The following is a 19838-nucleotide window of genomic DNA, read 5'->3' as shown; positions in this document are numbered from 1 at the left end:
CCTCAGTCGAAGTTCAGGCGTCCACGGTCGGCGGCGGCAATGCCGGCGTGGTTTTCCGCCGGATCCGCGGCGCCTTGCGCATTGCCGCCACGATCTCGAACACCAGGTCGTTGTCCTTCAGGTGGACGCGAACCTCGCCGCCATGGACCAGCTTGCCGAACAACAGTTCCTCGGCCAGCGGCTGCTTGATCTTCTCCTGGATCAGGCGGCCCATCGGACGCGCCCCGTACAGCTTGTCATAACCGCGCTCGGTCAGCCACGCCTTGGCTTCGTCGGTCAGCGCGATATGGACGTCGCGCTCGGCCAGCTGCATCTCGAGTTCGAGAATGAACTTGTCGATGACCCGGGCGACGACTTCCGGCGGCAGGTAATCGAACGCCACGACGGCATCGAGCCGGTTGCGGAACTCGGGGGTGAACATCCGCTTGATGGCCTCCTCGTCCTCGCCGACCCGCTGCGTCGATCCGAACCCGACCCCTTCGCGCGCCATGTCGGCGGCGCCGGCATTGGTCGTCATGATCAGGATCGTGTTGCGGAAATCAACCGTCTTGCCGTGGTGGTCGGTCAGCTTGCCGTTGTCCATGACCTGCAACAGGATGTTGAACAGGTCCGGATGCGCCTTTTCGATTTCGTCGAGCAACAGCACCGAATGGGGCTGCTGGTCGACGGCATCGGTCAGGAGCCCGCCCTGGTCGAACCCGACATAGCCCGGAGGCGCACCGATCAGCCGCGAAACGCTGTGGCGCTCCATATATTCCGACATGTCGAAGCGCGTCAGCGGAATGCCGAGGATCGCCGCCAATTGCTTGGCCACCTCGGTCTTGCCGACACCGGTCGGTCCCGAGAACAGATACGACCCGATCGGCTTGTTGGGCTCGCGCAGGCCGGCCCGCGACAGCTTGATCGCCGACGCCACCCGCTCGATCGCCTTGTCCTGCCCGAACACCACGCGCTTGAGATCGGCATCGAGCGACGCCAGCGCCTTGGTATCGTCGGTCGACACGCTTTTCGGCGGAATCCGCGCCATGGTGGCGATCACCTGCTCGACTTCCTTGACGCCGATGACCTTCTTGCGCTTGGCAAGCGGCAGCAGCATCTGCGACGCGCCGGTCTCGTCGATCACGTCGATCGCCTTGTCGGGCAGCTTGCGGTCGTTGATGTACCGCGCCGAAAGCTCGACCGCGGCCTTGATCGCCTCGGGCGTGTATTTCAGCTTGTGATGCTCCTCGTACGACGGCCTCAGCCCCATCAGGATCTTGACACTATCCTCGATCGACGGCTCGTTGACGTCGATCTTCTGGAACCGGCGCAGCAGCGCGCGATCCTTTTCAAAATGGTTGCGGAACTCCTTGTAGGTCGTCGAACCGATGCACCGGATGGCGCCCGAGCTCAGCGCCGGCTTCAACAGGTTCGACGCGTCCATCGCCCCGCCGCTGGTCGCGCCGGCACCGATCACGGTGTGGATCTCGTCGATGAACAGCACCGCATGCGGCAGCTTCTCGAGCTCGTTGACGACGTTCTTCAGCCGCTCCTCGAAATCGCCGCGATACCGCGTGCCAGCGAGCAACGCGCCCATGTCGAGCGAATAGATCACTGCCGGCAACAGCACGTCGGGGACCGAGCCTTCGATGATCTTGCGCGCCAAACCTTCGGCGATCGCCGTCTTGCCGACGCCGGGATCACCCACATAAAGCGGATTGTTCTTCGAACGGCGGCACAGGATCTGGATGGTCCGGTCGACCTCGGCGTGACGACCGATCAGCGGGTCGATTTTCCCGATCCTGGCCTTCTCGTTCAGATTGACGGTGAACTGCTTCAAGGCGGACTCGGTGCCGCCTTTTGCCTTTTCGCCCTTCTCGGCCTTTTCGCCGCGCTCGGCCTTGTCGTCGTCCTTGTCCTTGTCGCCGCCGCCGCCCGAGCCCTTGACGGCGCGGGTCTCGCTCTGGCCCGACTTGGCGATGCCGTGGCTGATGAAGCTGACGGCATCGAGCCGGGTCATGTCCTGCTGCTGCAGGAAGAACACCGCATGGCTCTCGCGCTCGGAAAATAGCGCGACGATGACGTTGGCGCCGGTGACTTCCTCGCGGCCCGACGACTGGACATGCAGGATGGCGCGCTGGACAACGCGCTGGAATCCGGCGGTCGGCGACGGATCGACCGACGCATCGGCCTTCAGCGCGGTCAGTTCGGTATCGAGGTAACGTGCCAGCTGGCCCTGCAATTCGTCGATGTCGACGCTGCAGGCCTTCAGTACAGCAAGGGCGTGACTGTCGCTGGTCAGGGCGAGCAGCAGATGTTCGAGCGTGGCGTATTCATGTGTGCGACGCGCGGCCTCGGCCAACGCGTTGTGCAAGGTCTTTTCCAGCTCGCGGGTGAAAGAGGGCATGCCTGTCTCCGCTGCGGGTTTCGCTTGCGAAACGAGACCCTAAGATGCGCCCGGCCGGATCGACCGGGCTGACATCCGAATGTCACCCTCAACGCACCAAACATCAAGGGGCGTTTCGACTGCGACACTTCGCTACGCCGCAGCGCAGCGGCAAATCCTGCGCGATGCCGCCGGAACTGGCGCTTTGCCGTGCTTGCAATAGGATAACGACACGGGCATTCGCAGCTTGAACGCAGGCATGCGCAGCTGAACACGGTGCCAACTCGGGGATATCGCAATGAAGCACCTGCTCCTGGCCGTTACCGCCGCGCTGCTCGGCACGTCGCCGCTCCACTCGCAAGCGATGACAATGAAGGCGATGAAAACTGCTTCTGCAGCACCCGCGAAAATGCCTCCCAGCTATCTCGCCGGCCAGCCCGCCATCGACATCGCTGCGCTGCTGCCGCCTCCGCCCGCTCCCGGCTCCGCCGCCGACATCGCCGATCGCATCACCTATGCCGCCAGCGCACAGGGCATCGACGGCCCGGCGTGGAACAGCGCCGTCAAGCAATTGAACCCGACCAGCCCCGAATTCATGGGCGAACTCTCGTGCGCGGTCGGCGCCAAAATCTCCCCCGAAGCCACGCCTATGACCTTCGCCATGCTCGCCCGCAGCGGCGTCGATTTCTTCCCGGTCATGGCCACCGCCAAGGCCGCCTACAAACGCCCGCGCCCGTTCACCACCGACAAGTCCCGCGCCTGCGACCCGATCAGCAACGATGGCGTCGGTGAAAAACTCGGCTGGTCCTACCCCAGCGGCCACAGCGGCATCGGCTGGCTGTGGGCGCTGGTCCTGTCCCAGGCAGCGCCGGCCCATGCGACGCAGATCCGCGCCTTCGGCCAGGCCACCGGCGACCTCCGTATCGCCTGCCGCGTCCATTGGCTCAGCGACGTCGCCTATGGCCGTGTCCTCGCCACCAGCGTCTATTCGCGCCTCGCCGACCGCCCCGAATTCAGGGCCGATACCACCCGCGTCGCCGCCGAGCTCGCCAAGGCTACGCCGCTTACCTGCAACTGATGGACCGCCGCATCTTCCTCCTCGGCGGGGCCGTCCTCATCGGCCTCGCCGCCTATGCGATCGGGACCGACTCCGCCCCCGGCTACGGCGCCCCGAATTCTCCCATCGTCGATTTCCGCATCGTGCCGCCGCCCCCCGCCCCCGGCAGCCGCCAAGACAAGGCGGACCGCGCCGCCATCGCCGCTGCCATCGCCGGCATCGGCTCCCCGGCGTGGACCCGCGCCCGCAGCCAGGTTTTCACCACCTCATCGGCGATCCCCCACCAGATCGGCTGCGCCATCGACCGGCAATTGTCGCCGGAAACCACCCCCGCCACCCTGCGCCTCATCGAAAAGGTCCGCGCCGACGTCCGCATCCCGTCCGAACAGGCCAAGTCCTTCTACCACCGCGACCGGCCCTTCGTCGGCGCCGCCGATACCCGCACCTGCGACCCGCTCACGCTGGGTCAACTCGGCGGCCTGACCGGCGGCACGCTCAGCCATTCCTACCCCAGCGGCCATGCCGCCTATGGCGAGGCCTGGGCCCTCGCCATCGCCCAGGCCTGGCCCGAACGCGCCGCCGCCGTCACTGCCTGGGGAAAGCAGTTCGGCGCCAATCGCATCCTCTGCCGCGTCCATTGGCCCAGCGACGTCGCCGCCGGCCGCAAGCTCGCCGATGCCGTCGTCGCTCGGCTGCAAAGCGTCCCCGCCTACCGCGCCGACGTCGCCGCCGCCCGCGCCGAACTCATCGCCGCACCCCCCGCCACCGGCTGCTGAACCGGTGTAATGCCGCCGCGGCGACCCCATTTCGCCACATAACGACCATATATTCACGTCATGCGTTACACCGACGATAATCCCGCAGGGACAATGATGAACTCCCACCGAGCCATCCCGATTCCCGGCACCGACGATGCCGACATGATTCGCACCGCGGCAAAGCTGACGCGCGAACTCAATGCGGCGAAGCCGGCGATCTATTGGGCCGACTTTCTCGCCTCGAGCTTCATCGGCTACACCGGTCTCGGCTTCGCCATCGGCGCCTCTGGCTGGCTGCAGGCCGCCGGCGTCCTCGTCGCCATCCTCGCGCTATACCGCGCCGGCAGCTTCATCCACGAGCTGACCCACCTTAAGCCATCGGCCGTCCCCGGCTTCCGCACCGCGTGGAACCTCATCATCGGCGTGCCGCTGCTGGTGCCGTCGTTCATGTACGACGGCGTCCACAACCTCCACCACGCCCGCACCCGCTACGGCACTTCGGAGGACCCCGAGTACCTGCCGCTCGCGCTGATGCCGCCGCAGACGCTGGCGCTGTTCGTCGTGGTCTCCATTCTCGCGCCGATCGCGCTGCTGCTGCGCTTCGGCATCCTGGCGCCGCTGTCGCTGGTCTCGCCGCGCCTCCGCCGCCTCCTCACCGAGCGTTATTCCGCCCTGTCGATCAACCCGGCCTTCCGCCGCAAGCAGCCCGATGGCGACTTCGCACGCCATTGGGCGCTGTGGGAAACCCTCGCCAGCCTGTGGGCGATCACCCTGCTGGTCACCACCGCCACCGGCATCCTGCCGCTCCCGGCCTTCCTCACCGGCATCGGCATCGCGTCGGCCGTCACCCTGCTCAACCAGGTCCGCACCCTCGTCGCGCACCTCTGGGAAAACGACGGCGAAGCGATCAGCGTCACCGCGCAGTATCTCGATACCGTCAACGTGCCGCCGCCGAGCTACCTGCCGGCGCTATGGGCGCCGGTCGGCCTGCGCTACCACGCCCTGCATCACCTCTTGCCCGGTGTCCCATACCACAACCTCGCCGAGGCTCACCGTCGCCTGATCACGGCGATGCCCGCCACCTCCGCCTACCACACCGCCAACCACCCCGGCCTTTCGGGCCTCGTCGCAAAGCTGGTAACCGGCTCGATCAAGGCCACCCGGCCCCGGTGACAAGAAGGGCTTCATCATGCTGAACTCGTTTCAGCATCCATCGCCCGCAAGGCCCAGATCACCCGTCGCGCCCGAGCTAACCGCCAAGGGCCCGGCTACCCCGTAACCAGCGGAAACCCGGCCTTAGGCGGCTCGAACAGCCCCAGCAAGCGCTGCAACACCGCCGGATCACCTGAAATCTGCATCGTCCCGGCCTGCAACAGGTCCGCCGCCTTCACCCGCCCGCCAACGAGCCCCAGCAGCGCCAGCCGCGGGATCGTCAGCGTCGCATCCGCCGCGTCACCCACGCCCATCTCGTGGATCATCACCCCGTTGGCCACCGTCACCAGATGGCGCTCTTTCATGTCCGGGATCACCAGCGCCACCGTGAACGGCTTGCCCTGCGCCCGCTCCGGCACCACCCGCACGCTCATCATGTCGAGCAGGCTCGCCACCTGCAAATTCGCCGCAATCCCGTTCAACCCACCCGCCACCGGTGGCTTCACCCCGTTCCGCAGTTCGAGCGCCCCCGAAAGATAAAAATCCCGCCAAGGTGACGCCTCAGCCTGCCACGCCAGCTGCTCGAACGACGCCGCCAGCGCCTCCTTCGCCGCCGCATGGTCCGGCGCCGCGCGCACGACATGGCCCAACAGCGTCACCGCCCAGCGATTCGCACCCTTCGCCGCCGCTTCCTGCGCCAGCGCCATCACCTTGCCCGCACCCCCCATCGCTGCGACATAGCGCACCGCCACATCGCCCCGCGGCAACGGATCGAGCGTCGCCGGATCACCATCGAAATTGCCCAAATACCGCTGGTAAACCGCCCGCGCATTGAACTTCAGCGAGCCATAATTCGGCCGGTTGAACCACGCCCGCCCCAACGCCTGTGGCAATACGATCGCCTCGGCAATCTCGGGACCATTGAGGCCATTATTCATCAACCGCACACTCTCGTTATGCACGAACGCATAGGCCTGCGCGTGCAACAGCAAATACCGCCCGACCTCGGCCGATCCCCAGCGCGGCCAGAAATGCGACGTGAACACCACATCGGATTTGCCCGCATACAGCCGCCGCGCCTGCAGCAGATAATCCGCCCAGCCCTTGGCATCGCGCACCAGCGCGCCGCGCGGCGTCAGCACATTGTGCATCGCGCCGTTGGCGTTCTCCGCCATGCACAGCGCCTTGAAATCGGGCAGGTAGAAATTCATCTCCGCCGGCGCCTCGGTATTCGGCGTCATCTGGAACTCGAACCGCACCCCGTCGATCGTCCGCACATCACCCGTCGCCGCGATGCTGTCGTTGGGCGGCACCAACCCGATACCGCCGCCGAACCGCGTCGGCCCCAGTCCCGACGAAACATGCGCCTCCGGCCCGCGCGGCAGCAATATCCCGAACATATACTCCGCCCGGCGCTGCATCGCCGGCCCGGCAATGACATTCTCGGCGATCGTCTCCGCCATGAACCCCGCCGGCGCCACCACCGGCACCTTGCCCGACGCCGCATCGCCCGGCGTCACCACTGCCAAACCGCCACCGAAATGATCGGCATGCGAATGCGTATAGATCACGCCCGTCACCGGCCGCGCGCCCAGCGTCTTGTTGACCAGCGCCAACGCCGCCGCCGCCGCCTCGGTCGTCGTCAACGGATCGACGATGATCCACCCGGTCTTGCCCTTGATGACCGTCATGTTCGACAGGTCATACCCGCGGACCTGCCAGATCCCGTCGGTCACCTTGAACAGCCCGGCCTTCGCCAGCAGTACCGCATTGCGCCACAAACTCGGGTTCACCGTCGCCGGCGCCGCCCCCGAAAACTGCGCATCCTCGCCGAAATCGCGCAGCACCGCGCCAGCCTTGTCGCGCACCACCGCCGCCACCGGCCCTGCCACGAACCCCCGCGCCGCAAAATCGAAATCCTGCCGGTCGTCCCACGCCAGCGTCGCCGCCAACGCCTTGTTGGTGGCCACCGTCGCCGGACTGGCCCCCGGCGCCGCCAGCGCGACCGAGGAAATACCCATCAGCAACGGCACGATAAATTTGATCATGACCGATTCTACCCCGGTCATCACGTTCCCGTCACTAATCAATTAACGCGCGCACGCCCTCTTCTCCCCCCTGTCATGCCAGCGCAGGCTGGCATCCAGCCCACCCGCGCGGCCAATCCCGCCATAACAAACCTCAATGCACCCGCAAAATCAGCGACTGGCTAGCCGTCGCCAGCAACACCCCATTATCGGCAAACAGATGCACTCGCCCATGCACAAACCCCTGCGCCGCCGCATGAATGCGGATATCCGCCAGCACCCACTTCGTCGGCACCATCCGCGAAAACCGGATCGTATTGTCGAGGCTGTTGCCCCCCGCATTTGTCCCCAGCGCGTTACCAACCCCCGACGGCAAGAAATCCGCCATGATTGCCAGCGCCACCCGGTCGATCGGCTCGGCCTGGCCGCGCGGCTGCACCCACATCCGCGAAATGCCATCGGGGCTCGGCCCACCCTCGGTTCGCGCCGCGCCGAACCGTCCGACCGCCACCCGCTGGTCGAACACCGAATTGATATCGTCGGCGTTGCGGACCCAGTTATACTCGATCGGCGGACAATCCCCGGGCCCCGGCACCTCCGGCATCTGCGCCCATTGCGCCTCCGGAAACCCCGGCCGGTCGCCCAGCGCCGCATTGACGGTCAATATCTCCTTCCCATCCCCATCACGCGCGGTCACCCGCGCCTGGCTGGTATATTTCCCCGAAACCGGCACTTCGACATCGAGGCTCAGCTGCGTTCCCGGCCGCGCATACGACAGATATTGCGCCGCCGCCCACACCGTATCCCGGCCCGTTGCCGCCTCGATCGCCGCCAACCCCGCCGCCATGCCCGCCCCGCCGAACAGGAACTGGCTGTCGGGATGGCCGACGCACAGCCCCGGCGTCACATCGAAGGTAAAGCGCAACGGGTCGCCGGTGGCGGTCGGGGAGAGGATTGTCATGGCGCCTCGATGAACGCCCGGATGCGATCGGTAAACTCGCTTTCCGCATAGCGCGAGATCGGCGCTGGCGCCGCACCGCTATCCCCCAGCAAAACCGTCGCCCGCCGCTTCAGATCCTCGGCATCGCCCGCCACATGCAGTCCAGGCCGCGCGCCGATGGTCGCCGCCGTCGCCAGCTGGTGATCGGTATTATGCTCGCCCTGCGCCTGCAGCCGCGGCAGCATCAGCATCGGCTTGCCCGCCTCGATCGCCGCGATGATCGACCCCATCCCCGCATGCGCCACGAACAGCCGCGCCTCCGCCACCCGCTGGCGATACTCCCCCACCGGCATCAACCGCACGAACTTCGCATGGCGCGGCTCGTATTTGCCCCGCCCGATCTGGATCTCGACAGGCACTCGCGGGTTCGCCGCCGCCCATTCGTCCATCGCCCGCACCAGCCGGTCGAAAGGCATCATCGACCCGACCGACACGAACACCCCGCTCAAAGCACGCTACCCCAATGATCGACGCCCGGCTCGGCAAGCTGCGGCCACTGCGTCACCACCTGCCCCGCAACCTTTCCCGCATGCCGCCCCGATCCCGACAGCACTTCCGAATTGGCGATCGAATCGACCCACAAAGTCCGCACCCCGAACGGCTTGACCAGCGCCATCGCGACCAGCGGCGGCAGCGCGCCCGTCGTCACGATCACCTGCGGCCGCACCTTGAGCAGGATCGCCGCCATGTCCCAAAGCGTCAGCGGCAACCGCCACCAATCCGCCCGGCTGACATCGCGGAACGTCAGCAACGGCGCCGGCGCCACGTCCACCGCCGATGCGGCATGGACGGTCGCATAGGTCACCGAATGCCCCTCCCACGCCGGTCGCAACCGCAGCAGCTGGACAAAGTGGCCACCGCCCGAAGCAATCGCCAGAATACGTTTAGGTTTCGTCACTTGGCCTCCAGCGCTTGCCCCCAAAAGCCGGCTGGCACCGCCAGAGTCAAGCCGCGACCGCGACTCCCGCCATCGCATCCATCGCCAGCGTATAGCTCCGCTTCCGCGCCTCATGGCCATGCAGGATATTGACCAGCATCACCTCGTCCGCCCCATATTCCGCGGCCGCCGCGAGCAACCCGGCGCGCACTGTCGCCGGCGACCCTGCCACCACCCGCCGCCCGGCGCGGCCCTTCGCCATCTCGGGATGATCCGCCAGCCACTTCGCCGCCGTCTCCGGATCGGGCACCGCGATCGACTTGCCCATCATCATATGGGCAAACATCATCCGCGCCGGCCCCGCCAGCCAGTTCGCCTCGGCATCGCTGCCCGCCGCAACCGTCCACACCGCCGTCATCACCCTGGGCGCATCGCCCGCATGCCGCGCCGTAAATCGCCGCCGATAGTCCGCCACGATCGCCGCCCCGCCGGCATTGATGAAATCGGCAAAACAATAAGGCAGCCCCAGGTCGCCGGCAAAAACCGCGCTGTCCGCGGACGATCCCAGCACCCATGGCTCGGGCATTTCGGGCAACCCCGGCAACGTCGCCGCATAAGCCGCAAACGGATGTTCGGCCGGCAGTGTCCCCTCCAGATACCCGAGCAATTCCGCCAGCTGCTGCGGAAAATCATGCGGCGCCTGCTGCCGCCGGTCGCGCTGCAATGCCACCGCCGTGCGCTGGTCGCTCCCCGGCGCCCGCCCCAGCCCCAGGTCGATCCGCCCCGGATACAGGCCCGCGAGCAGGCTGAACTGCTCGGCGACCTTCAGCGGCGAATAATGCGGCAGCATGATGCCGCCCGATCCGATCCGCATCCCCGTCGTCGCCGCCGCAATCGCCGCGATCAGGATTTCCGGCGCGCTCCCCGCCAGCGCCGGCGAGGCATGATGCTCGGCCAGCCAGTACCGGTGATAGCCCAGTGCCTCGCAATGCTTCGCCAGGTCGATGCTGTTGGCCAGCGCCTGTGCCGGGCTCGTCCCCGCCGCAATCGGCGTCTGGTCGAGCACCGACAGGATCACCGCAAAGTTACCATCGCACACCGAGCCGCTTCCGCGATGCCGGCCGGCTGGGCAATTCGGCCAATATCGCCGCGCGCTCGTCCTCGCTCGCCAACGGCCAGCGCGTGATCTCGTCGACCGTGCGCCGGCAACCCTCGCACAGCCCCGATTTGGGGTCGATGCGGCAGACATTGGTGCAGGGGGATAACAGGGTCACGTCCGCCGATATGGCGCGGTGCGCAGCGTTTGTCACCGGTTTCGCAGCGTCCGGATGATGAAATATACGAACAGCCCGACCGGCCCTGCCATAAAGGTCAGCACCAGGCACGGCACCACCAGCCAGTGCGGGATTCCGGCCGCCGGCGCGTCCTCGACCTGCCAGCTGCCGACGAACAGGTCGAACGCCAGGTAATGCACCCATCCCGCCAGCAGCGCCGCCGGCGTCGACAACAGCAGCCGCACCCCGGCCAGCGTATCGAACCCCGACCCCGCCGGCATGCCGTCGCCCGCCAGCCCGGCCGCCACCAGCGACAGGTAGCCGCCGCACAGCACGACGGCGACAATCCGCGCCCCGGCAACCGCCCAGGGCCGCCGCAACGGCGCCAGCACCAGCATCACCCACCCGGCCAGCGCTACGGCGCTGGCGATGGAAAACAGCGTTTCCAGATCCATGATTTCATGGTGCGCGCCGTCGCCGCACCGGTCAAGCCGGCGTCATCGCAAGGGGAACCGGCGCACCCCCGCAACGTTCCTGTTCGTTCCCCCGACCGGAAAAAGGTGCCCCATGGCCAAGAAATCAGCAACGAAAACCCAGCCCGACATGATTCCCTCGACCGACGAGGCCCAGCCGCAGTTCCGCGTCGATTACCGCGAAATCCAGGCCTTCGGGACGCTCAAACATCTCCCCATCGCGCTCGAAGGCAACGCCCGCACGCAAAGCGTCTCGCTGCTCAACCAGCTGCTCGCCGACACCATGACCATCCGTGATCTCTACAAGAAGCATCACTGGCAGATGACCGGCGCCACTTTCTACCAGCTCCATCTTCTGCTCGACAAGCATTACGAGGAGCAGGCCGAAGTCGTCGACACCATCGCCGAACGCATCATGATGCTCGGCGGCGTCAGCATCGCCATGGCCCCCGACGTCGCCGAGCTGACGACCATCCCGCGTCCGCCAAAGGGCCGCGAGGATGTCCCGACCCAGCTGTCGCGGCTGCTGCAGGCGCACGAGCTGATCCTCAAGGAAGCCCGTGACGCCGCCGATGCCGCCGACGAAGCCGGCGACGACGGCACCAACGACATGATCGTCGCCAGCATCATCCGCATGAACGAATCGCAGGTCTGGTTTATCGCCGAACACCTGTCCGAAACCGTCCTGACGCGATCCGACGCCTGAGGTCATGCCGCGGCGGGGCACACGCTCGCCGCGGCATGCCTGCCCGAAACGTCGATTATCAACAAAAAAAAGGAGCCGGCGCATGCGCCGGCTCCTTCCTTGTTGTTACCGCCTCGATCTTGAGGACCGTCTCGGTCCTCAGGTCCGTGTCAGGCGCTGACCGACTGCAGTGCGCCGTTGCGCGTCCGCATGCGCACGCCGACCATGCCGAAACCGGCAATGAGCATCGCCCACATGGCTGGCTCGGGCACAGTGCTGCCCATACCGTCGCCGGGAACGCCGATTGCATCGGTGCCGATCGTGGCCACCAGGCTACCGCGTGACGGACCGGCGTTGCGGATGGCTTCCGAGGTGAAGTCATCAAAACCGACGGTGCCGATGGTCGAGAAGATTTCGAACGTGCCGAGCTGGCGCTCGAACAGTTGGCCATCGAAATTGACCGTCGGCCCCGAGTACACGAAGCTCACATTGAGGATCGATGCATCGTCGTCGGGCAGCACGTTGCCCGGCGTCAGTCCCAGCAACTGCGAGGTTCCGGTGAAGCCCGAAGCCAGATTGCCGAAGCCCTGGAAGCCGACCAGGTCGTACAGGGTAAAGTAGCTGCCCGTGACCAGCGCCTGGTCCGAGGCGAGGGTTGCATCATAGGTATAACGGAAACTGCCGTTACCGACAGCGACCGGGGCACCGATCAGCGTTGGAATGATGCTCGCCTGTGCAGTCGCCGCCGAGGCCAGCGCCGCAATACCAATCAGAATTTTTTTCATGCTCAATCTCCTTGAAGCCCCCCGCAGAGATCAGAGCAAGAAATGTACCAACATTATTACGCAATTAGAATGACATGACTAACCAAATGAGAAATTGTCAATAATTTCCCGGTCGTTTCGGGACACGGATTATTACGGCCTTCCAATAGTGTAAACTAGCCCGACACTTTATCGTAACCAACGGGATATTCCGAAAGTTCCTGTGTCGCATAGTCACCGACGGTGCAAACGTGACTTCAAGACCAAGCATATAAATATAACATTCGCGTTCAATGATATTCACCCAAGGCTGGACTGTCGCCATTGCCGATCGCCGTAACGGCCAGATCGATACGCGGCACCGAATTGCATAGGTAACCATCCGGCGCAGCATCTATGCTTGCATAGCCGGCAGACGCCGGATCTGCCGATACGCCCATTCGCGGCTCTCGCGACCATGCGGTCGCTTCCCGGCGGTTTCACCCTGCCAGGTGTGCCGTAACCTCGATCTCGATCTTCATGGCAGGATCAAGCAAAGCGGCGAACACCACCGTCGACGCCGGCGGGTTCGCCCCGAACGCCGCCCGCAACTGCGCCCAGCACGGCTCGAAATCGGCGCGTTCGGTCAGATAATAGGTCACCCGCACCACATCGGCGAAACCCGCGCCCGCCTCGGCCAGCGCCGCCGCGATGATCGCCAAGGCATTGCTGCACTGGTCCTCGACCGCCTCCGGCATAGCCCCCGTCACCGGGTCGCGCCCCACAGTCCCCGATACGAACACGAAAGGCCCCGACACCACCGCCCGGGCATAACCGACCATCGATTCCCACGGCGCGCCCGAGAGGATGCTGCGTCTCACGAAAATGCCGCGCCCGAAAGGATGCTGCGCCGCATAACGATGTCCCCTTTAAGTAATGTCATCCCGGGCTTGACCCGGGACCCAGTTTCTTCTGCACGCTGCTGAAGCTGTCCGCCTAAGGCCGCCGCCGCATCGCCGGCACCGGCATCGGCCCCCCGGTCATCACCAGCCCATCCGCCGACGGCCCCTCGCTCGCCAGCCGGTCCATCACGCTATCGGACAAATCATCCGGCTCGGCAAAATTCGCCGCCACCGTCGTATATTCGCCCCGCGACCGCCGCGTCAGCACGCTGAAGCCCGTTTCGAGCAACTCGGCGACATTGCCATCGCGCATCATCCGGTTCGGCCCGCCGAGCACCACCGCGATCAACCGCACCCCGTCGTGCACCGCCGACGCCGCCAGCGTGAACCCCGCTGCATTGGTGAACCCGGTCTTGATGCCGTCGAAGCCCGGAAACGATTTCAGCAGATGATTATGAGTCTGGATGATCCGCCCCTCATATTCGACCGAAACCTGCGAAAACATCGGGTAACGCTTGGGAAAATCGCGGATCAGCGCCCGCGACATCGTCGCCATGTCGCGCGCCGTCGTCACATGCCCGGCGTCGGGCAGGCCGTGCGCATTGCGAAACACCGTCTGCGACATGCCCAGCCGCCGCGCCGTCCGCGTCATCCTGGCGGCAAAATCGGTCTGGCTGCCCGAGATATGCTCGGCCAGCGCCACCGCGATATCGTTCGCCGACTTGGTCGCGATCACCGCCATCGCATCGCGCACGCTGATGCTCGATCCCGGCCGCAGCCCCAGCTTCGACGGCGGCTGGCTGGCGGCAAAGCTCGAAATCCGGATCATGTCGCCCTCACGGATATTGCCCGCGCGCAATTCTTCAAACGCCACGTAAAGCGTCATCACCTTGGTAATCGACGCCGGGAACCGCTGCGCATCGGCCTGCCGCGCATACAGGACCTCGCCGGTGTCGGCGTTGATCATGATCGCTGCATATTTCGGCACCGCATACAGGCTGCCCGCCATCGCCGGCGCCGAGATCATTACCCACAGCGCCGCCGCCAGCAGAAGCAACTTCTCAGGCGAATGTCCGAAGCGCTTGATGCGCAATGCGCAAATCCCTGTCTCATCCCTGTTGGGTATAGTGTATCCCTATCACGTCGCCGTGCGAAGACCCCATATCACCCGCCTGCCGCTCGCCGCCGTCGCTTCGCCGCTCCCCCCTAAGCTTGCGTAACCCCCATCGCCTTGCTTAAACTCCCGCGTCCTGTCATTGCCCCGCCACCATGAGCGCACCCGCACCGCGTCGCACCTTCGCCATCATCTCGCATCCCGATGCCGGCAAGACGACCCTCACCGAAAAATTGCTGTTGTTCGGCGGCGCCATCCATATGGCCGGCGAAGTCCGTGCGCGCGGCCAGAACCGCCGCGCCCGCTCCGACTGGATGAAGATCGAACAGGCCCGCGGCATCTCGGTCACCTCGTCGGTGATGACCTTCGAACGCGGCGGCACCGTCTTCAACCTGCTCGACACGCCGGGCCATGAAGACTTCTCCGAAGACACCTACCGCACCCTCACCGCCGTCGATTCCGCCGTCATGGTCATCGACGCCGCCCGCGGTATCGAGGCCCAGACCCGCAAGCTGTTCGAAGTCTGCCGCCTCCGCGACGTCCCCATCCTGACCTTCATCAACAAGGTCGACCGCGAAGGCCGCGACCCGTTCGAACTTCTCGACGAAGTCGCCGACATGCTCGCCCTCGATGTCGCGCCGCTCAACTGGCCTGCCGGCATGGGCGGCGAATTCAAGGGCCTCTACGACCTGCGCAGCGGCAAATTCCAGGCCCCCGACGACACCGGCACCCGCACCGCCGGCGCCATCACCCAGATGACCGGCCTCGATGACCCGCGCCTCGACGAACTCTGCGGCCCCATCGCCACCCGCCTGCGCGACCAAGCCGAACTCGCGCTCGGCGGCTACGCAACCCTCGATCCCGAACTCTACCGCAAAGGCGCCCTCACCCCCGTCCTCTTCGGCTCGGCGCTGAAGGACTTCGGCGTCGAGGAGCTCATCGACGCACTGGCCGAATTCGCCCCCAGCCCGCGCCCGCAACCCGCGCTGCCCGAACCCGTCAAGCCGACCGACCCGCAAGTCTCCGGTTTCGTCTTCAAGGTCCAGGCCAACATGAACCCGCAGCACCGCGATCGCATCGCCTTCCTGCGCATCGCCTCGGGCCGGTTCCGCCGCGGCATGAAGCTTCGCCAGGTCGCCACCGGCAAGGCCATCGCCATCAATTCGCCGATCTTCTTCTTCGCCCAGGACCGCGAGATCGCCGACGAAGCCTTTCCCGGCGACATCATCGGCATCCCCAACCACGGCGTCCTCCGCGTCGGCGACTCCCTCGTGGAAAAGGACGATGTCACCTTCACCGGCATCCCCAATTTCGCCCCGGAGATCCTGCGCCGCGTCAAGCTGGGCGACCCCACCAAATCGAAACAGCTCCGCACCGCGCTCACCGACATGGCCGAGGAAGGCGTCACCCAGCTCTTCAAGCCGATGATCGGCAGCCAGTGGATCGTCGGCGTCGTCGGCCAGCTCCAGCTCGAGGTGCTCATCAGCCGTCTCGAAGCCGAATACCGCGTCGCCGCGTCGTTCGAGCCGTCCCCCTATGAAACCGCCCGCTGGATCAGCGGCGACCCTGCCGAAATGAAGCGCTTCATGGAGGACAACCGCCCCGCCATGGCCGAGGACCGCGACGGCGGGCCCGTGTTCATGGCGCGCGACGCGTGGGAGCTCAACTACACCATCCAGCGCGAAGCCAAGATCCGCTTCAGCGCCGTCCGCGAGCGCGCATGAGCGAGGAGGGAATCGCCCCGGACGCCCTCCAGCCCACGCGCTGGCAACGCACCCGCCCGCTCCTCCTCCCCGCGGCCGCCATCTTCGGCGGTTTCTTCATCGCCATCCTGATCTGGCTCATCGTCTCGGCTCCCCTCGGCCGCGCCCTCGCACCGGCCGCCAAGCCGTCGCTTGTCATTACCGATTCCGACGGGCGCGCCATCGCCCGCCGCGGCGACTACAAGGAAGCGCCCGTCGCCGTTGCCCGCCTGCCCAGATACGTGCCCCTCGCCCTCATCGCCATCGAGGACCGCCGCTTCCGCAGCCATTTCGGCGTCGATCCGCTCGGCATTGCCCGCGCCCTCACCGCCAACATCGAGGCCGGCGGCATCGCCCAGGGCGGCTCGACCCTCACCCAGCAGCTCGCCAAGACCAGCTTCCTGTCGCCGGAACGCAGCATCAAGCGCAAGCTCCAGGAAGTCATCATCGCGCTCTGGCTCGAAGCCCGGCTGTCGAAGGACGAGATCCTCTCGCGCTACCTCTCCAGCGTCTATTTCGGCGATGGCGCCTATGGCATCCGCGCCGCCGCCCGCGTCTATTTCGACAAGGACCCCGAGGACCTGACCTTGGGTGAAGCCGCGGTCCTTGCCGGCATGATGAAGGCGCCCTCGCGCCTCGCCCCCAGCCGGCACCTGCGCGCCGCCAACCAGCGCGGCCGCCTCGTCCTCGACGCGATGGTCGAAACCGGCGCCATCACCCAAAGACAGGCAAATCGCGCCCGCCCCGCCCGCTACAATCCGGGCCGCAAGTCGCTCCCCACCGGCAGCTATTTCGCCGACTGGGTCCTGCCCCAGGCGCGCAGCACCATGTCCGACCCCGGCTATGGCGACGTCGAAGTCCGCACCAGCCTCGATCGCACCCTGCAACGCGAGGCCGAGCGCGCCATCCGCGACGCCGTCCGCAGCGGCAGATCGGCCATTGTCGGCCAGGGCGCCCTCATCGCCATGCGGCGTGACGGCACCGTCGTCGCCATGGTCGGTGGCACCGATTATGCCAAGACGCCGTTCAACCGCGTCACCCAGGCCATGCGGCAGCCCGGCTCCTCGTTCAAATTGTTCGTCTACCTCGCCGCGCTCGATGCCGGCATGCGCCCCGGCGACATCGTCATCGACGAGCCCCTGACCATCGGTGACTATTCGCCCAGCAACGACGACGGCCGCTACCGCGGACAAATCAGTCTCGCCACCGCCTTCGCTGCCTCGTCGAACGTCGTCGCCGTCCGCCTCGCCCAGGAATTCGGCACCGCCGCCGTCACCCAGCAGACCCGCAAGCTCGGCGTCACCGCGCCGATCAGCGAATATCCCGCCATGGCGCTCGGCACCTCGCCGATCACCCTCCTCGAAATGACCCAGGCCTATGCCGCCATCGCCCGCGGCAGCCGACCTGTCCGCGCTACCGGCATCGCCCGCACGCCGCGCAACGGCGTCATCGAAACCGCCAGAACCGCCGCCAACCTGCTCACCCCCTGGCCGTCCCGCGCGCCGATGATGGAGCTCCTCCATTCCGCCGTCCACAACGGCACCGGCAACGCCGCCCGGCTGTCGGTGCCCACCCATGGCAAGACCGGCACTACCCAGAATTACCGCGACGCGCTGTTCATCGGTTTCGCCGGCGATCTCGTCGTCGGCGTCTGGCTCGGCAACGACGACAATTCCCCGATGAAGGGCGTCGTCGGCGGCGGCTTGCCGGCGCGCACCTGGAAACGCTTCATGACCGCCGCGCTCGCCCGCGACAACGGCACCGCGCGCCGCCGCTCCCCCCAGGCCGATGCCACCGTAGACGCCATCGGCGACGTCATCGAATCGGTTTCCGGCCGCGACGCGCGCGAAGCCGCCCAAGCCGCCGCCGATGCAGTCAACGACGCCGCGGACGGCAATTTCGACCCCGAGGCCTTTGGCGACGCCATCCGCCGCGCCGAGGACGCCGCCGACCCGGCCGCCGAACCCTTTCCCGAACCGGAACCGGCCCCCGAACCGCCCGGCACCTGATCCGCGCCTGTCCAGCCGATCTGTGCGAAACCGTACACACTTCGCCGCGGGCACCAGTTAGCAGGGAACGATTCACGCTGCCGGTCATTTGCGTCTCGAGAGAGGTACGACATGACTGCAACGCTGGCCCCACCGCGCATCCTGATCGTGGAGGACGAGATTTTCGTCGCCATGGATATCGAACGTATCCTTGCCGATGCCGGCTATCATGTCGCGGCCATCGCCGCCGACCGCGCCCAGGCGCTGGCCGCGGCCGATGGCGTCACCGTTGCCTTTGTCGATATCAACCTGCGCGACGGCCCCACGGGCCCCGGCATCGCCTGCGAGATCGCCCGCAACTACGGCGCCAAGGTCGTCTACGTCACCGCCAACCCGGCCCAGATCCAGCCCGTTGCCGACAATGCCATCGGCTATATCCGCAAACCCTTCACCGAAGCCGCCATCCTCGCCGCCGCCGCCCTCGCCACCGACAGCGTCAGCGACACCACCAACCCCGACCTCAACCTCTTCTAGCACTTTCTACCCCTCTCCCCCTGCGGGAGAGGCGACTTGCCCCCTTGGGCGAGCGGGTGAGGGGTATCTTATTTCCACCCTACCGCCGCATCGCCGTCATCGGCACCGTGATCCCGACCCGCAACCCACCCACCAGCCATTCCCGCGCAATCGTCCCGCCCAATTGCCGTACCACGCTCAGGTCCATCAACCGCGTCCCGAACCCGCTGCGCCCCGGCACCGCGACCGCCGGCCCGCCGCGCTCCTGCCAGACGATCTCGGCCGCCCCGTCGGCCCCGCGCCCGATCGAAACCGCCACCTGGCCCTCGTAAACCGACAAGGCGCCGTATTTGGCGGCGTTGGTCGCCATCTCGTGAAACACCAGCGCCAGCGGCGTCGCCGAGCGATCGTCGATATCGATATCCTCGCCGGTAATGACGATGCGTTCGCGCCCCTTGGTCCGGTACGCTGCCAGCAATTGCGCCAGCATGCCCTTCAGGCTGGCCGGATTGTGCGACGCCCGCGCCGATGCGGCACTGTGCGGTCGCACAAAATCATGCGCCCGCCCCAGCGCCATGATGCGCGCGCGCAGCTCGTCGGCGATGCCGCGAAATTCGGGATGCTCGCGCGCCGAAATGCTGACCAGCCCGCCAACCACCGAAAAGATATTCTTGATCCGGTGGCTCAGCTCATGGGACAGAATTTCGCGCTGCTCCATCGCCAGCTTCTGGTCGTGGATATCGGTGCACGTACCGAACCACCGGGTGATCCGCCCCTCGCCATCGCGTATCGGCAGCGCCCGCCCCAGCACCCAGCGATAATCCCCCGCCGCATCGCGCAGCCGGTACTCGATCTCGTAAGGCGCCCCCGTCGCCAGGCTGGCGCTCCACAAGTCCCACGCGCGTTGCTGGTCCTCGGGATGGAACATGCCGTTCCACGCCTTGCCATCGGTCGACCCCTCCGGCACGCCGGTGAACTCATACCAGCGCGCATTGTAATAATCGTGAAACCCGTCCGGCCGCGTCGACCACACCATTTGCGGCATGGTGTTGGCGAGCACATGAAACCCGTCCCCCCCCGCCAGCGCCGCACTTCCAGGGTCGAATTGGATCGTCATGCCCGCTCAACGCATCCATCGGACAAGGGTTCAGTCCCCACCCTCGCCGTC

18 protein-coding genes and 1 pseudogene are annotated in these 19838 nt (G+C 66.2%); 7 read left to right on the top strand and 12 right to left on the bottom strand.

Features of this window, described 5'->3' with window-relative positions:
- Positions 1-13 precede the first annotated feature (13 nt).
- Positions 14-2386: an ATP-dependent Clp protease ATP-binding subunit ClpA gene (clpA, locus tag IEW98_RS07895; protein ID WP_188762378.1), complete on the bottom strand. Its 2373-nt coding sequence runs from the start codon at positions 2384-2386 to the stop codon at positions 14-16.
- 277 nt (positions 2387-2663) lie between these two features.
- Between clpA and IEW98_RS07890 the strand changes: the two genes are divergently transcribed.
- The 3 genes from IEW98_RS07890 to IEW98_RS07880 all read left to right on the top strand — a co-directional run bounded on the left by IEW98_RS07890 (position 2664) and on the right by IEW98_RS07880 (position 5353).
- A complete protein-coding gene (locus IEW98_RS07890; protein ID WP_188762377.1) occupies positions 2664-3443 on the top strand; it encodes a phosphatase PAP2 family protein in 780 nt (259 codons plus the stop codon).
- Positions 3443-4198 carry a phosphatase PAP2 family protein gene (locus tag IEW98_RS07885; RefSeq protein ID WP_188762376.1) on the top strand — a complete coding sequence of 252 codons (756 nt, stop codon included), beginning with the start codon at positions 3443-3445 and terminating at the stop codon, positions 4196-4198. Before IEW98_RS07890 ends, IEW98_RS07885 begins: the two co-directional genes overlap by 1 nt.
- A gap of 93 nt (positions 4199-4291) precedes the next feature.
- A complete protein-coding gene (locus IEW98_RS07880) occupies positions 4292-5353 on the top strand; it encodes a fatty acid desaturase family protein (RefSeq protein WP_243450636.1) in 1062 nt (353 codons plus the stop codon).
- 95 nt (positions 5354-5448) lie between these two features.
- On the opposite strand, the gene IEW98_RS07875 is transcribed toward IEW98_RS07880, so the two are convergent.
- The 7 genes from IEW98_RS07875 to IEW98_RS07845 all read right to left on the bottom strand — a co-directional run bounded on the left by IEW98_RS07875 (position 5449) and on the right by IEW98_RS07845 (position 10965).
- The gene (locus IEW98_RS07875) at positions 5449-7380 is read right to left on the bottom strand and encodes an alkyl/aryl-sulfatase (protein WP_188762374.1); all 1932 of its coding nucleotides are present in this window, start codon (positions 7378-7380) and stop codon (positions 5449-5451) included.
- Between the two features lie 133 nt (positions 7381-7513).
- Entirely contained in the window at positions 7514-8320 is an 807-nt protein-coding gene (locus IEW98_RS07870) for an acyl-CoA thioesterase (RefSeq protein WP_243450627.1), read from the bottom strand.
- Positions 8317-8799, bottom strand: coding sequence for a glycosyltransferase (locus tag IEW98_RS07865; protein ID WP_243450635.1), 483 nt, complete (start codon positions 8797-8799; stop codon positions 8317-8319). The genes IEW98_RS07870 and IEW98_RS07865 overlap by 4 nt, the downstream gene beginning before the upstream one ends.
- Before the next feature lie 5 nt (positions 8800-8804).
- A complete protein-coding gene (locus IEW98_RS07860) occupies positions 8805-9257 on the bottom strand; it encodes a glycosyltransferase family protein (protein ID WP_188762372.1) in 453 nt (150 codons plus the stop codon).
- Positions 9258-9303: 46 nt separating this feature from the next.
- Positions 9304-10335: an LLM class flavin-dependent oxidoreductase gene (locus tag IEW98_RS07855; protein ID WP_243450626.1), complete on the bottom strand. Its 1032-nt coding sequence runs from the start codon at positions 10333-10335 to the stop codon at positions 9304-9306.
- Entirely contained in the window at positions 10322-10510 is a 189-nt protein-coding gene (locus IEW98_RS07850; RefSeq protein ID WP_243450625.1) for a DUF1289 domain-containing protein, read from the bottom strand. The genes IEW98_RS07855 and IEW98_RS07850 overlap by 14 nt, the downstream gene beginning before the upstream one ends.
- A 32-nt stretch (positions 10511-10542) precedes the next feature.
- Positions 10543-10965: an ABA4-like family protein gene (locus IEW98_RS07845; RefSeq protein WP_188762371.1), complete on the bottom strand. Its 423-nt coding sequence runs from the start codon at positions 10963-10965 to the stop codon at positions 10543-10545.
- Positions 10966-11077: 112 nt separating this feature from the next.
- On the opposite strand from IEW98_RS07845, the gene IEW98_RS07840 reads away from it, so the two are divergent.
- Positions 11078-11689, top strand: a complete 612-nt coding sequence (locus IEW98_RS07840) for a Dps family protein (protein WP_188762370.1) — start codon at positions 11078-11080, stop codon at positions 11687-11689.
- 149 nt (positions 11690-11838) lie between these two features.
- Here IEW98_RS07840 and IEW98_RS07835 read toward each other — a convergent pair whose 3' ends face one another.
- From IEW98_RS07835 to IEW98_RS07825, 3 genes are all read right to left on the bottom strand, one after another.
- Positions 11839-12453, bottom strand: a complete 615-nt coding sequence (locus tag IEW98_RS07835) for a PEPxxWA-CTERM sorting domain-containing protein (protein WP_188762369.1) — start codon at positions 12451-12453, stop codon at positions 11839-11841.
- A gap of 458 nt (positions 12454-12911) precedes the next feature.
- Entirely contained in the window at positions 12912-13292 is a 381-nt protein-coding gene (locus tag IEW98_RS07830) for a Rid family hydrolase (RefSeq protein WP_243450624.1), read from the bottom strand.
- 115 nt (positions 13293-13407) lie between these two features.
- The gene (locus IEW98_RS07825; RefSeq protein WP_243450623.1) at positions 13408-14406 is read right to left on the bottom strand and encodes a D-alanyl-D-alanine carboxypeptidase family protein; all 999 of its coding nucleotides are present in this window, start codon (positions 14404-14406) and stop codon (positions 13408-13410) included.
- Between the two features lie 176 nt (positions 14407-14582).
- Here IEW98_RS07825 and IEW98_RS07820 point away from each other — a divergent pair, with 176 nt between their 5' ends.
- From IEW98_RS07820 to IEW98_RS07810, 3 genes are all read left to right on the top strand, one after another.
- Complete coding sequence (locus IEW98_RS07820) at positions 14583-16151, top strand: peptide chain release factor 3 (RefSeq protein ID WP_188762368.1); 1569 nt, start codon at positions 14583-14585, stop codon at positions 16149-16151.
- Positions 16148-18178 (top strand): transglycosylase domain-containing protein, encoded by a 2031-nt coding sequence (locus IEW98_RS07815; RefSeq protein WP_188762367.1) that lies wholly within the window; start codon positions 16148-16150, stop codon positions 18176-18178. The genes IEW98_RS07820 and IEW98_RS07815 overlap by 4 nt, the downstream gene beginning before the upstream one ends.
- A gap of 111 nt (positions 18179-18289) precedes the next feature.
- Positions 18290-18691 carry a response regulator gene (locus IEW98_RS07810; RefSeq protein WP_188762366.1) on the top strand — a complete coding sequence of 134 codons (402 nt, stop codon included), beginning with the start codon at positions 18290-18292 and terminating at the stop codon, positions 18689-18691.
- A 79-nt stretch (positions 18692-18770) separates the two neighbouring features.
- Here IEW98_RS07810 and IEW98_RS07805 read toward each other — a convergent pair.
- A pseudogene (locus IEW98_RS07805) lies at positions 18771-19760 on the bottom strand (PAS domain-containing protein); the annotation flags it as partial.
- Positions 19761-19838 lie beyond the last annotated feature (78 nt).

Origin of the sequence: Sandarakinorhabdus glacialis, from assembly GCF_014643455.1 — a bacterium.
GTDB classification, from domain to species: Bacteria; Pseudomonadota; Alphaproteobacteria; order Sphingomonadales; family Sphingomonadaceae; genus Sandarakinorhabdus; species Sandarakinorhabdus glacialis.
The sequence above is the reverse complement of the archived record's forward strand: the minus strand, read 5'-3'. Positions and strand labels throughout refer to the sequence as shown.

Coding starts and splice junctions, on each gene's coding strand:
- clpA (WP_188762378.1), bottom strand. CDS start 2,386: ATGCCCTCTTTCACCCGCGAGCTGGAAAAGACCTTGCACAACGCGTTG.
- IEW98_RS07890 (WP_188762377.1), top strand. CDS start 2,664: ATGAAGCACCTGCTCCTGGCCGTTACCGCCGCGCTGCTCGGCACGTCG.
- IEW98_RS07885 (WP_188762376.1), top strand. CDS start 3,443: ATGGACCGCCGCATCTTCCTCCTCGGCGGGGCCGTCCTCATCGGCCTC.
- IEW98_RS07880 (WP_243450636.1), top strand. CDS start 4,292: ATGATGAACTCCCACCGAGCCATCCCGATTCCCGGCACCGACGATGCC.
- IEW98_RS07875 (WP_188762374.1), bottom strand. CDS start 7,380: ATGATCAAATTTATCGTGCCGTTGCTGATGGGTATTTCCTCGGTCGCG.
- IEW98_RS07870 (WP_243450627.1), bottom strand. CDS start 8,320: ATGACAATCCTCTCCCCGACCGCCACCGGCGACCCGTTGCGCTTTACC.
- IEW98_RS07845 (WP_188762371.1), bottom strand. CDS start 10,965: ATGGATCTGGAAACGCTGTTTTCCATCGCCAGCGCCGTAGCGCTGGCC.
- IEW98_RS07840 (WP_188762370.1), top strand. CDS start 11,078: ATGGCCAAGAAATCAGCAACGAAAACCCAGCCCGACATGATTCCCTCG.
- IEW98_RS07835 (WP_188762369.1), bottom strand. CDS start 12,453: ATGAAAAAAATTCTGATTGGTATTGCGGCGCTGGCCTCGGCGGCGACT.
- IEW98_RS07820 (WP_188762368.1), top strand. CDS start 14,583: ATGAGCGCACCCGCACCGCGTCGCACCTTCGCCATCATCTCGCATCCC.
- IEW98_RS07815 (WP_188762367.1), top strand. CDS start 16,148: ATGAGCGAGGAGGGAATCGCCCCGGACGCCCTCCAGCCCACGCGCTGG.
- IEW98_RS07810 (WP_188762366.1), top strand. CDS start 18,290: ATGACTGCAACGCTGGCCCCACCGCGCATCCTGATCGTGGAGGACGAG.